This window comes from Caballeronia sp. LZ065 (genome assembly GCF_031450975.1).
Taxonomy (GTDB): domain Bacteria; phylum Pseudomonadota; class Gammaproteobacteria; order Burkholderiales; family Burkholderiaceae; genus Caballeronia.
Genome location: NZ_JARUXV010000003.1, coordinates 590,697 through 603,799, shown reverse-complemented (window position 1 = coordinate 603,799; position 13,103 = coordinate 590,697). Strand labels below are relative to the sequence as shown.

12 protein-coding genes are annotated in these 13,103 nt (G+C 63.1%); 2 read left to right on the top strand and 10 right to left on the bottom strand.

Translation table 11 applies throughout. The annotated features are described in order from the left end of the window. Window positions 1–8: 8 nt before the first annotated feature. From QCE63_RS22960 to QCE63_RS22945, 4 genes are all read right to left on the bottom strand, one after another. Entirely contained in the window at window positions 9–1,607 is a 1,599-nt protein-coding gene (locus tag QCE63_RS22960; RefSeq protein ID WP_309836232.1) for an ABC transporter substrate-binding protein, read from the bottom strand. A 197-nt stretch (window positions 1,608–1,804) separates the two neighbouring features. Then, window positions 1,805–1,990, bottom strand: coding sequence for a hypothetical protein (locus QCE63_RS22955; protein ID WP_404990169.1), 186 nt, complete (start codon window positions 1,988–1,990; stop codon window positions 1,805–1,807). A gap of 107 nt (window positions 1,991–2,097) precedes the next feature. Then, complete coding sequence (locus QCE63_RS22950) at window positions 2,098–3,414, bottom strand: MFS transporter (protein WP_309836230.1); 1,317 nt, start codon at window positions 3,412–3,414, stop codon at window positions 2,098–2,100. A gap of 45 nt (window positions 3,415–3,459) precedes the next feature. After that, window positions 3,460–4,734 (bottom strand): glucarate dehydratase family protein, encoded by a 1,275-nt coding sequence (locus QCE63_RS22945; protein WP_309836229.1) that lies wholly within the window; start codon window positions 4,732–4,734, stop codon window positions 3,460–3,462. A gap of 169 nt (window positions 4,735–4,903) precedes the next feature. Here QCE63_RS22945 and QCE63_RS22940 point away from each other — a divergent pair, with 169 nt between their 5' ends. Both QCE63_RS22940 and QCE63_RS22935 read left to right on the top strand, forming a co-directional pair. After that, the gene (locus QCE63_RS22940; protein ID WP_309836226.1) at window positions 4,904–5,608 is read left to right on the top strand and encodes a GntR family transcriptional regulator; all 705 of its coding nucleotides are present in this window, start codon (window positions 4,904–4,906) and stop codon (window positions 5,606–5,608) included. A gap of 3 nt (window positions 5,609–5,611) precedes the next feature. Then, window positions 5,612–6,064, top strand: a complete 453-nt coding sequence (locus tag QCE63_RS22935) for a YaiI/YqxD family protein (RefSeq protein WP_309836225.1) — start codon at window positions 5,612–5,614, stop codon at window positions 6,062–6,064. A 6-nt stretch (window positions 6,065–6,070) separates the two neighbouring features. Here QCE63_RS22935 and QCE63_RS22930 read toward each other — a convergent pair whose 3' ends face one another. From QCE63_RS22930 to glyA, 6 genes are all read right to left on the bottom strand, one after another. Then, window positions 6,071–7,072, bottom strand: coding sequence for a LysR substrate-binding domain-containing protein (locus QCE63_RS22930; protein ID WP_309836224.1), 1,002 nt, complete (start codon window positions 7,070–7,072; stop codon window positions 6,071–6,073). Window positions 7,073–7,203: 131 nt separating this feature from the next. Beyond that, on the bottom strand, window positions 7,204–7,971 hold the full coding sequence (locus QCE63_RS22925; protein ID WP_309836223.1) for a pyrroline-5-carboxylate reductase: 768 nt from the start codon (window positions 7,969–7,971) through the stop codon (window positions 7,204–7,206). Between the two features lie 16 nt (window positions 7,972–7,987). After that, window positions 7,988–9,481 (bottom strand): aldehyde dehydrogenase, encoded by a 1,494-nt coding sequence (locus QCE63_RS22920; RefSeq protein ID WP_309836222.1) that lies wholly within the window; start codon window positions 9,479–9,481, stop codon window positions 7,988–7,990. A gap of 17 nt (window positions 9,482–9,498) precedes the next feature. Continuing rightward, a complete protein-coding gene (locus tag QCE63_RS22915; RefSeq protein WP_309836220.1) occupies window positions 9,499–10,830 on the bottom strand; it encodes an FAD-binding oxidoreductase in 1,332 nt (443 codons plus the stop codon). A 6-nt stretch (window positions 10,831–10,836) separates the two neighbouring features. After that, entirely contained in the window at window positions 10,837–11,724 is an 888-nt protein-coding gene (locus tag QCE63_RS22910) for a dihydrodipicolinate synthase family protein (RefSeq protein WP_309836219.1), read from the bottom strand. Window positions 11,725–11,769: 45 nt separating this feature from the next. Beyond that, on the bottom strand, window positions 11,770–13,065 hold the full coding sequence (gene glyA, locus QCE63_RS22905; protein WP_404990168.1) for a serine hydroxymethyltransferase: 1,296 nt from the start codon (window positions 13,063–13,065) through the stop codon (window positions 11,770–11,772). Window positions 13,066–13,103 lie beyond the last annotated feature (38 nt).

Sequence of the window (13,103 nt, the reverse complement as noted above, 5' to 3'; positions counted from 1 at the left end):
ATCGCTCCTCATGCAGCCAGCCATACATCGGCGAGATTGCCTTCGAGACCTTGCGCGGACACCGTGTGATTGCGTACCCGACGGTTCGCGAGCGTGACCATCCGCGGCGCGACGAGATTGAGAATGGGCAGATCGCGATACACGATCTGCTGGAACTGCTGATACAACGCCACGCGCTTGCTCTCGTCGGTTTCGATCGAGGCAGCTTCGAGCAAGCTATCCACTTGCGCGTTGTTGTAGTGCGGTGCATTGGAAAACGGCACGCCCGGACGAATGTTCTTTGACCAGTACAGACGCTGCACGCCCACACTCGGATCGAACAACGTATTCACACCGATGCTCGTGAAATCGAACTGACGGTCTGCATACACGCGCTTGAGGAACGACGGCAGATCCTGCGAGCGCACCGTGACTTCGATGCCCACGCGCGCAAGCGCGGACTTCACATAGTCGGCCTGACGCCGGTACATGTCGCCATAGGGAAGATAGTCGTGCGTCAGCTGGAAGCGCGGACCGCCGTTCTTGCGCGGATAACCGGCCGCGTCCAGCAGCTTCTCCGCATTCGCGATATCGAATGCATAAGGCGCAAGCTTCGCATCGTGATACGGCGAAGCAGGCGTGATGGGTGTAGGCGAGACATCGGCATAACCATACGCAATCGTCTTCTGCACGATCTGAGGATTCACCGCGTGCGCGATAGCCTGACGCACCCGCAGGTCTTTCAGGATCGGATGATCGAGATTGAAGTCGATTTCCGAGAGCGGCTCGAGGAAACGATAGCCACGCGTCTCCACCGCGAGTTGCGGCAATTGCGTGAGACGCGGCAAATCCGACAACGGCACCGGGTTCTCTCCGCCGAGATCGAGCGCGCCGGTTTCGAAGGCGGCCGAGCGCGCGGCGGCATCGGGCACGACCTTGAAGACGAGTGCGTCGATATACGGCTTGCCTGCGTCCCAGTAGTCCGGATTGCGCTCATACACGATGTTCGCGCCGCGCGTCCACGACTTGAAGCGGAACGGGCCGGTGCCGACAGGCGCGTTGTTATGCGGGTTCGACAACGGGTCGCCCGTGGCATAGAGATGCTTGGGGACCATGGGCGACTCGCCGGCCGACAGCGCCTTCAGCAGATAAGGCGCGGGCTTCGACAGTTCGATGACCGCGGTGCGCGCGTCCGGTGTCGAGACCTGCACGACATTCGCGAAGGTGCTGCGGCCGCGCGGATGAATCGACTTCAGCAGTTCGATCGAGAACGCGACGTCCGCTGATGTGAAAGGCTGTCCATCGTGCCACTTGACGTTCTGGCGCAGCGTGAACGTGTACTTGAGGCCATCCGGGCTGACCTTCCAAGCGGTAGCGAGTTGCGGCTGCGGTTTGAGATCGAAGTCATAGGCAAGCAAGCCTTCCAGCACCTTCGAGCTTGCGACGAGCGCCGGTCCCGTGGTCTGGAAGATCGACACGAGCACGGGCGGCTCGGGATTGATCAGCATGTTGAGCGTGCCGCCCCGCTTCGGCGCCGCGCCCTGTGCGAATGTCAGTGAAGACAGGCTTGCGGACGCGAGCGCCGCGCCCGATGAAACCAGGAAGTCCCGCCGATTGAAACCTGCCATGTGCTGCCGTTCCTCTTGTGTGCCGTGGTCGTTCGAATGGGGCGCGACATGATGCTGCCGCGCCGCTCACGATAGAACGGCATCACATGCAAGAGAACCAAGCGTTCCGCATATGCAAAAGCACGGCGGCGCGAAAAGCTTATGAGGAAACGAGCGAAGGGGGTACGTTCTGCTTATCCGCGCTTTCGTTGATCGATCTACAGCCGTGCCCAACGCGCGGCGTAGGCGACGGCGTGATCGGCTTCGAAGAAGTAGTCGAGCGCGTCGAAGGTGAACGACGCGGCATGCGGCGACGCGCCGCTTTCGATAATGAGGTTGGCGGCGAAGAGGCCGCTCGGCAATGCATGCGCCGAGGGCGCGACATCGTATCCCTTGTATCGCATATGGCTTTCCAGAGGGCAAAGGCGCCCGATGCGATTCATGCTAATACGCGTGCCGCGACCTTCAAACCAAGGCTTTGCTCTTAGCTAATGCGCCCGGCCGTCACGAGTTATTTCGTGGGCCGAGATTGGAGTCCAAGTGCGGCACGGCCTTCGCGCGGCGCCATGCGCGCCAGGAAGACGATAACCGCGGCCACGACCGACATGATCGCCAGGCCCGTCAGACCGCCCTGGATCGAACCGGTCTTCTGCTCGAGAAAGCCGAAGGCCGCGGGCGCCACGAAGCCGCCGAGATTCCCGATCGAGTTGATCAGCGCGAGCACGGGCGCCGCGATGCGCGCATCCAGATAGCCTTGCGGAATGGGCCAGAACAACGACGATGCCGCCTTGAACCCGATCGCCGCGAAGCAGATGGCGACGAACGAGAACGCCGGGCTGCCCAGACCGGCGGCATACATGCCCGCCGCTGCGATCAGGAGCACGCATGCCACCCACGCCTGCTGGAACTTGAAACGTCCAGCGAGAGCGGCGAACAGATACATCGCGACGATCGAGATCAGCCAGGGAATCGAATTGAAGAGCCCGACCTGCAAGTCGTTCAGATGCCCCATCTTGCGGATGATGCTCGGCAGCCAGAAGGTGGCGCCGTAGATGGTCAGCGACACGGAGAAATAGATCAGACAGAAGATCAGGATCTGCGGATCACGCAACAGGCTCCACGACGAGGGCTTCACGGTATGCGCGGCATCGCGCTGACGCTGTTCCGCTTCCACTTCCGCAATGAGCGCATCCTGTTCCTCGCGCGTGAGCCACTTCGCGTCACGCGGCTTCGAGTCCAGCCAGAACCAGACGAAGCCCGCAAGCACCACGGAGGCCATGCCTTCGATGATGAACATCCACTGCCAGCCATGCAGGCCTGCGCCTTCGATCAGCATCAGGCCGCCGGAGATCGGCCCGGAGAAGACGGATGCAAGCGCCGAGCCGCTCAGGAAAACCGCCATGGCCCGGCCGCGTTGATCGCGCGGCAGCCACTGCGTGAAGTAGAAGACGACGCCCGGAAAGAAGCCCGCTTCGGCCGCGCCGAGCAGCAGACGCATCGCGTAGAAGGACGTTTCGCCCTTCACGAAGGCCATGCCCACCGCAGCCAGTCCCCACGTCACCATGATGCGCGTGAGCCACGCTTTCGCGCCGAAGCGTTGCAGCAGCATGTTCGAGGGCACTTCGAACACCGCATAGCTGACGAAGAACAAACCCGCGCCGAGCCCATAGGCCGCGGCGCCGATACCCAGGTCCGCGCTCAGATGCTGACGCACGAAGCCGATGTTCACCCGGTCGATGTAATTGACGATGAACATCACGACGAACAGCGGCAACACGTGCCACTTGATCTTGCTGACGGCGCTCGACAGCGCGCTGGAAGTGCTCATGAAGATGTCTCCTGGAGTAGCGCTGCGAACGCCTTTTTATTCGAATCAGAAGCGCGGATTTTTACCGGTGAATTCCGGCTGATATTTGCGCATCTGGGAAAGGTCGTCGCGATTGCGCACGCCGCATGACAAATATTGTTGATGCAGTTCGGCGAGTTTTTCCCGATCCAGCTCGACGCCGAGTCCCGGCGTGACCGGTACCCGCACCGCTCCGTTGTCGAACTTCACGCGGCCGCCCTTGATGACTTCTTCTTCCTGCCATGGGTAATGCGTATCGCATGCATAGGTCAGGTTCGGCACGCTTGCCGCCACGTGGGTCATCGCCATCAGGCTGATGCCGAGGTGCGAGTTCGAATGCATCGACATGCCGAAGCCCCATAGCCTGCACATGCGCGCGAGCGTCTGCGTGGCGCGCAATCCGCCCCAGTAGTGGTGATCCGACAGCAGCACCTTGATTGAACCCATCTCGCAGCCTTTGCGGAAGTCGTCCATGGTCGTGATGACCATATTGGTCGCGAGCGGCAGCTTCGTATGCTTTTGCAGTTCGGCCATGCCTACGAGACCGGGGCACGGGTCTTCGTAATACTCGAGGATCTCGTCGAGCTGGGGCGCGGCCTTGATGCTCGTTTCGAGCGTCCAGTTCGCGTTCGGATCGAGACGCAGCGGCATGCCGGGAAACGCCTCGGCAAGGGCCTGCATGCAGGCAATCTCATGCGCCGGTTCGAACACGCCGCCCTTCAGCTTGATGCTCTGGAAGCCGTACAGATCGATCATGCGGCGAGCCTGCGCGACGATTTGCTCCGGGCTGATGCCCTCGCCCCACGCATCCGGCGCATAAGGCTTGTCGATGTGTTCCGCGTACTTGAAGAACAAATAGGCGCTATACGGCACGGCGTCGCGCACCTTGCCGCCAAGAAGATCCACCACGGGCGCGCCGACAATCTGCCCCTGCAGGTCGAGCATCGCCACTTCCAGCGTGCTGATGACCTTCGGCGCATTCTTCGCGGCGTGCGAGCCCGGTGCGAGTTCGAACTCCACGGCGCCCGGCGTGGCCCTGATGGTCGCGCGCACGCGCTCTTCCATCTGATTCAGTTCAAACGGGGAAAGGCCGATGACGAGGTCCTTCGCCTGTTGCAGCACGCGCAGCATGGGCTCGTCGCCATACGTTTCAGAGATGCCGACGCGTCCGTCATTCGTCTCCAGCTCGACGATCGCGCGCAGTGCCCAAGGCTCGTGAATGCCCGCGGCATTGAGGAGCGGGCCGTCGCGGAAGGCGATCGGCGTGATGCGCACGTGGGTAATGGCGATCTGTCGGGTCATGGCGATATTTCCTGCGAATGGACGGAAGCGAGAGTGAAGCCATGGTAAAGCACTAATACATTAGTGAGTCAGTAGGGAAATCACCAAGCGTCCCAATGGTCTTGCGCCGCTCCGCACGGACGCATAGGCAGGCTATAGTACTAATGTTTCAGCACGCTTTATCATTCATATGAGTAATATCGATGCCCCCCGCGCAGCCCATCGCCTGGACCGCTCGCGTCACGCGGCGCCGCAGGTTTTCGAACGTCTGCGGGAACTGATCCTGTCGCTCGAACTGGCGCCGGGCACGGTACTGTCGCGCAGCGAACTCGCGACGCGCTACGGCCTGAGCCAGACCCCGGTGCGTGACGCCCTCATCAAGCTGGGTGAAGAAGGGCTCGTCGACATCTTTCCGCAGCACGCCACCGTCGTGAGCCAGATCAGCGTTGCGTCGGCGTTGCAGGCGCACTTTCTGCGCCGGTCGATCGAACTCGAAATCGTGCGCACGCTCGCGCATGCGCACAAGGCGTCATTGGTCGCGCGGTTGCGCGCGACGATCGCGGAACAAATGGATTATCTGGAACCGCAGGACGTCGAGCAGTTCGCGCTGCTGGATCATGCGTTTCACCGGCAGATGTATGAAGCCGCGGGCGTGCCGCAACTCTGGGATCTGGTGCGCCGGCTGAGCGGGCACATCGACCGCTTGAGGCGCTTGCATCTACCTGTGGAAGGCAAGACGCTGGCCGTGGTGCGCGACCACACCGCCATCGTCGACGCCATCGAGCAAGGCAACGCCGATGCCGCCGATGCCGCCCTGCGCGCGCATCTGTCCGGCACGCTCAGCCAGCTCGATGAAATCCGCGCGAGCCATCCTGACTACCTGACGGACCATTGACGCATGCAAATCCTCGTCGATGCAGACGCCTGCCCGAGCGTGGTCAAGGACATCCTGTTCCGAGCGGGGCCGCGCGTAAAGGTCACTGTCACGCTGGTGGCCAACCAGTTCCTGCGCACGCCGCCTTCGCCATTCATCCGGGCGATCCAGGTGCCCGCGGGTTTCGATGTGGCGGACGCGCGCATCGTCGAGCTGGCGCAGGCGGGCGACCTCATCATCACGGCCGACATTCCGCTCGCGGCAGCCGTACTCGCCAAGACAGCTCACGCACTGGACCCGCGCGGCGAATGGTTCAGTGAAGAAAATATCGAGGAGCGTCTTTCGATCCGCTCGATGATGGACCAGTTGCGCAGCAGCGGCGTCGCGACAGGCGGACCGCCACCCTATAGCCCGCGCGACGGCAAGCAGTTCGCCGCGCAGCTCGACCGGTTTCTTGCCCGGCACGCGCGCGGCTGAAACGGATCACTGCGCGACCTTCGCCTGCTCGGACGGCCAGCCCTGCATCATCGCGCCGATTTCATCGTCGAGCCATTGACGGAACTGCATGTACTCCGGCCGCGCCCGCGCATTGCGATGCGTGATCAAATAATGATGGCGGTCGTGAAACACGAGCGCATCATCGACGGGCCGTACAAGTTTTTTCTGTTCCACCTGACGATGCACGAGATGATGCCAGCCGAGCAGCGTGCCCTCGCCCGCCTCGGCCTGCGCCACCAGCAGCCGGTAGTCGTTGCTCTCGAAGTTATCGTTCTGACCCAGCCGTTCCGAGCCGTCGCCCTGCTGAAACCAGTTCTTCCACACGCGCCAGTCGACGTGCTCGCACACCTGCGCCCGCCCCAGCAGAGAAAGACTCAGGGTGGGATGCTGAAGCAGATCGAGCGGCTTGAGCGTGCGGCCATGGAAATGGCGCTCATGAAACGGAACGCTGCATACCGGATAAACGATGTCGTGAAAGAGCGGTTCGACTTCGTACTCGGCTTCGCGCGGCGGATTTTTCGTGATGATGACGTCCGGCTCCATGAGATCGTCCAGTTCCATGAACTGCTCGGTCACCATCACGTGCAGGCGGATTTCCGGAAAGCGGCGGCGAAAGTCAGGTAATCGGCCCGACAGCCACAGCGCCGAAAATGTATGCGAGATGCACAGCGTGAGCGCGTGACGATCCACGCGCCGCACAGCCTGCGCCGCCTCCGCGATATTCATGATCGACAGATACGACGCGTTGTACAGGATGCGCCCGGCATCGGTCAGCGCGATATGACGGCCCGCGCGCTCGAACAGCGCCACTTCGAGCGTGTCCTCGAGTTCCTTGATCTGCCGGCTGACGGCCGCCTGCGTCACGCACAGCACCTCCGCGGCTTGCGTGAAGCTTTCGTAGCGCGCGGCGGTGACGAAGCACCGGAGCGCGCGCAACGAGGGCATCTGCGCGAGCAGCCGGTCGGCGAACTGCTGTTTCTTCTGCATCGGGATCACCTTCGAAGGGCCTGCGGGCATCTGCAAGCGCCCGGTACCGGACGCCGCTGATGAGTCATTTTATTGATTTTATTGCCTGTCTTGATGGTGATGGCGACCCGCTGCCCGCCCGTCAACGTCCGTCAACGTCCCTGCACGCGTTTCAAGATCCGTTCGAGCGCTTCGATGTAATGCTGGTAGGTGCCTCGCTGCGCGAGCTCGTTGGTCACCTGCTCGTTGAGCCCGCCCGGCGTACACATTTCGCCGATTAATTCCGAGTACGGCCGGGCGTCCTTGGTGGTTTCATGCGCGAGGCCCACTTGGAACCCTGACAGGAACGAGCGCGCCGATGCATACGGCAAACCTTGCGCGACGAGCCACGAGGCTTGCTCTTCCAGCAAGGCAAAGTAGCTCGCCATGGTCGCGGTGGCGGCGGACAGCGCATCGAACTGATGTTCGTCCTCGACTTCCACGGCCGCGCCCAGCGGCGCGAACAGCGTGCGCGCGACCGCATCCGGTGGACACAGCGCGGTACTGCCCTTGCCTTCCGACACCGCTGGCAGCGGGATGGCGCGAATCACCGCGGCCACGTCGCCCATCCACTCGCGCACTTGCGCAAGTGACTTGCCGGCAATGAAGCTGATGACATGATGGCGCGGCTCGAACGTCAACGTGGGGAGCACATCGGCGGCAATCTGCGGCCGCACCGCGAGACAGATCACGTCCGAGGAATCGAGCACGGCCTGATTGCTGGCGCAGACCTTCACGCGCGTGTCCAGTTGCGCAAGCTCCGCCGCCGTATCCGCATTGCGCGGCGACAACGCGATACGCTCGAAAGGCACCTCGAACCTGATCATCCCGGTCACGACCGCCCGCGTGATCGCGCCGGTGCCGACGAATCCAATCCGCATACTTCCTCGTCTGTAGTCAGTCGAGCTTAAGCCACGTGGTCTTCAGCTCGCAGTATTGATCGTGCGCGTAGATCGACTTGTCGCGTCCCCCGAAGCCCGACTGCCCGAAGCCGCCGAACGGCGTCGTCAAGTCGCCTTCTCCGAAGCAGTTCACGGTCACGGTGCCCGCGCGAATGCGCGCCGCCACCTTGTGAGCGTGATTGACGTTGTCGGTCCACAGCGATGCCGCGAGGCCATAACACGTATCGTTGGCGATGCGCACGGCCTCGTCGACGTCAGCATATTCGATAAAGCACACGACCGGGCCAAAGACCTCGTCGCGCGCGATGCTCATCTCGGGCGTGACCTGGTCGATGATGGTCGGCTCGACGAACCAGCCGCCGGACTCCGCAAGCGTCGCCTGCCCGCCGCACACCACGCGCGCACCCTCGGCCCGCGCCTTCTCGATGTGTCCCAGCACCTTGCGATAGTGCGCTTCCTCGATGAGCGAGCCGAGCTTCACTTCGGGATCGAGCGGGTCGCCGGTCTTCCAGCCTTCCAGCACGGCCTGCATCTTGTGCAGCAGGGCCTCCTTGTGGCTCGCATGCACGATGATGCGCGACCCGGCGCTGCAGTTCTCGCCCATGTTCCAGAACGCGGCGGCGACGGCCTGTTCCGCGACTGCATCGAGATTGGCGACGTCCGGCAGCACCACCTGCGGATTCTTGCCGCCGCATTCGAGTACCACGCGCTTCAGGTTGGTGTCGGCGGAATAGCGCAGGAAGCGCTTGCCCGTCTCGGTTGAACCGGTGAAGGCCACGAGATCGATGTCGTCATGACAGCCGATCGCCTGCCCGGCGCTCTCGCCCAGCCCCGTGACCACGCTCAGCACGCCGGACGGCAGGCCCGCCTCGAGCGCGAGGTCGGCGATGCGCAAGGTAGACAGGGACGTCTGCTCGGCCGGCTTCACGATCACGCTGTTGCCCACCGAGAGCGCCGGCCCGATCTTCCAGGCCAGCATCAGTGCCGGAAAATTCCACGGCAACACCGCGCCGACGACACCGATCGGCTCACGCGTGATCATGCTCACGACGCTTGCGCCCGACGGCGACAGCGCGTCATAACGCTTGTCCGTGGCTTCCGCATGCCAGCGGATACACGCCGCCGATTCGGGGATGTCGAGCCCCATGCATTCGCTGATCGGCTTGCCCGCTTCGAGCGCTTCGAGCAGCGCGAGTTCTTCGGCGTTGTCGTCGATCAGTTGCGCCAGACGCTGCAACACGGCCTTGCGATGCGACGGCGCGGCCTTCGACCATATGCCCGACTCGAAGGCCTCGCGCGCGGCCATGACCGCGCGGTCCACATCCTTTGCATCGCACTTCGCAATCGCGGCGAGCGCCTTGCCCGTCGATGGATTGAGCGTGTCGAAGCTTTCGTTCGACGCTGCGTTGCAGCGGACCCCGGCAATCAGGGCCCTGCCATCGAGCGCGAGACCGTGTGCCTTGCTTTGCCATTCCTGATGCGTCGTCATGTGTCTATCCTCTCAATTCAAAGCTCGGCGCCCGCCGAGAATTCCTTCATCCAGATCGCGGCGCTCACCGCGACGTCGGCGATTGGCCGCATCGGCAAGGAACGCGGATGCGGTTGTCGCAGCAGTTGATCGATCAACGCATGGGATTCGCCGAGCGCATATTCGGCAATCAGCTTGCCCGACGCCGAGCCGCGGCTCAGTCCCAGACCATTGCAGCCGATCGCTTCGAACACGCCCTGCTCGCGCTGCCCGAACAGCGCGCCATTGTTCGCAGACAGGCACAGCGCCCCGCCCCAGGTGTATTGCAGATCGACGTTCTTCAACATCGGAAAGCGGCGTTCGAACGAACGTTGATGCAGTTGTCGCGACTTCGCGAGATCGCTGTCCGAGACGGACAGGTTCGGCCGGAACGCGAAGTGATTGCGAATGCAGATGCGGTGATTCGCGAGCCGGCGCACGGTCGTGCCCATCGGGTCGGCGGGAATCAGCGCCCACGACTGCATGCCGCCAAGCTGCGCGATTTCGTCGGGGTTCATCGGCCGCGACATCGACGCGAAGGTATAGACCGGCAAGAGGCCATTTGGATGGCCGCCGAAGGTCGCCGCATAGGCGTTGGTGCAGAGCACGACGCGCGGTGTCGTGATGCTGCCGCCCGCGAACTTCAGCAGCTTCGTCGCGCCGCGCGAATCCATGCCCTTCACCGCGCTCAGCTCGAACACGGTCACGTTCGGCGGTTGCGTCGCTGCGAGGCCACGCATCAACGCGGCCGGCTGAACCGTGCTGCATCCCGGTGTGAAGAGCGCGCTTTCATAGAACGGCGTGCCTGTCACCTTCTCGATGGCGCTTCGATCGAGCCATTCGCACGCTTCGCCGATGCGTGCAAGACCTTCCGCGAAATGCGTGAGCGCTGCATGTCCCTTCTTGTTGACCGACGCGTGATACTTGCCGTCGTCGCGCCAGTCGCAATCGATGCCATGCTGCTTCACGATCGAACACACATAGTCGATGCCGTGCCGTTGCAGACGGACATCGGCCTTGTCGGCCTCGACACTGCGCGAATAACTCTCGCTGCTGATGTCGTGCGGCAGGTCCACGAAAAAGCCCGAGTTGCGGCCCGCCGTGGAGCGGCCGATGCGGTCGGCCTCGACCAAGGCGACCGACGCGTCCGGTGCGAGTTCGGCCAGGCGCCGCGCCGCGCACAATCCGGTAATGCCTCCGCCCACCACGACGTAGTCGAAGGTGAGTTCACCCGTCACGGTCCTCGCGGGCGCGGCCGGCGGCAGACTTTCCCACCAGCCGTTGACGCCATCCGGAGCAGGCAGATGCGCGAAATCCAGTTTCGAGGCCATGCAGGTTTACTGAGCGTTGCGCAGCAGAGGTTGAACGAGCTTCGCGAAAGCGTTGCGCTCTTCGTCGGTGAGCGTGCCGAGCGGCGCGCGCGCATGACCCACACGCGTGCCCGCAAGCTCGCAGCCATAGCGCACGTACTGAATGAACTTGCCGCTGCGTTCGAGCAGTTCGAGCACGGGCAAGAGCTGCGTCATGAGTGTGCGCCCTTTGTTGAAATCGCCCTGTTTCACGCAGGTTTCGAGCAATTCCGTATGCGCTTCGGGCAGGAAGTTCGATGCGCCCGCGACCCAGCTCCGCACGCCCCACGCGAAGAATTCCAGCGCCTGGTCGTCCATGCCGCAACTGAGGACGAAGCGGTCGGGAAGTTGCGTCGCGAGATGATGGAGATGCGCGATATCGCCGGTGCTTTCCTTCATTGCAGCGAAGTTGGGACGCTCGAGCAGCTTCGTGAGCACTTCATCGCCGATCGCGGTGCCGGTGCGTGCCGGGAAGTTATAGAGCATGACCGGCAGATCGAGTGCATCGTCGATCTTCAGCAGATGCGTCAGCAATTCGTCCTGTGTCGGCTGCACGTAGTAAGGCGCGGCCACCAGCAACGCGTCGTAGCCCGCGCGCTTCGCCTCGTGACCGAGACGCAGCACTTCGCTCGTGGTGGTTGCATTGATGCCCGCCGTGAGCCAGGTCTTGCCGCCCACCGCTTGCGCCACGGTATCGAATGTCTTGACGCGCTCGTCGAAACTCAGCGCATAGTATTCGCCCGTCGTGCCGCCCACGCCGAGTCCCGTCACCCGCCCGACAAGACTCGCCGCATGCTTTCCGAGCATGTCGTGATCGATTTCGCCGTCGGCCTTGAACGGGGTAACCAGCGCAGTATGTACGCCTTCGAAGCTCATGATCGTCTCTCTGAAGTAGGTTCGTGTGTCGTCGTTTGCGATGCGTCAGACCAGTGCTTCCGCACGCGTGTAAATAGGGAACCGCGCGCACAGTTCGCGCACCTGCGCACGCACTGAACGCTCCACCTGCTCGTCGCCGCGGGGATCGCGCACGAGCGCCGCGATGACTTGCAGGATCATGCCTCCAATCTCTTCGAACTCCGCGACACCCAGGCCTCGCGTGGTGCCGGCCGGCGTCCCGAGGCGAATGCCGGAGGTGACGGTCGGGTTCCCGGTATCGAATGGGATGCCGTTCCTGTTGCAGGTCATGCCGGCGCGCTCCAGCGCCTTCTCGGCCTGCATGCCGGTGAGGCCTTTGCTACGCAGGTCCACGAGCAGCAGGTGGTTGTCGGTGCCGCCCGTGACGAGACTCAGGCCGCCTGCTTGCAACACCCTGCCGAGCGCCTGTGCATTGCGCAGCATCCGCTCGATGTAGGCGCCGAATTCGGGCCGCAGCGCCTCGCCGAAAGCCACTGCCTTGCCCGCGATCGCATGCATCAACGGACCGCCCTGCGCGCCTGGAAACACCGCTGCGTCGATCTTTTTCGCGAGCTCTGCGTGATTGGTCAGGATGAAGCCTCCGCGCGGGCCGCGCAGTGTCTTGTGGGTCGTCGACGTGACCACATCGGCGAACGGCACCGGGTTCTCATGCTTGCCCGCCGCGACGATCCCCGCGAAATGCGCCATGTCCACCATCAACATCGCGCCGACGCGATCCGCTATCTCACGGAACGCGGCGAAATCCAGCGCACGCGGATACGCGGAGAAGCCGGCAATGATCAGCTTCGGCCGATGCGTCTCGGCAAGACGCCGCACCGCGTCGTAATCGAGGCGCAGCGTCTCCGGGCTCACGCCGTACTGCACGGCGTTGAACCATTTGCCCGAGAGCGCCGGACGCGCGCCGTGCGTAAGATGGCCGCCTGCATCGAGCGACATGCCCATCACGGTGTCGCCCGGTGCGAGCAGCGCAAGCATCACCGCACTGTTCGCCTGCGCGCCGGAATGCGGCTGCACGTTGGCGAAGCCCGCGTCGAACAGCGCCTTGACGCGATCGATGGCCAGCGCCTCGATGCGATCCACATGCTCGCAGCCGCCGTAATAGCGCTTGCCCGGATAGCCTTCCGCGTACTTGTTCGTCAACACCGTGCCCTGCGCCTCGAGCACAGCCGACGACACGATGTTCTCCGATGCGATCAGTTCGATCTGGCTCTGCTGACGACGCAGTTCGAGCGCGATCTCCGCGGCGATGACGGGATCGTGGCTCTGCAAGCTCTCGCCAAAGAAACGCGCATATGCGTTCACAAGAAGACTCCGCGTGGATCGTGCAGCAAATTGCAGGG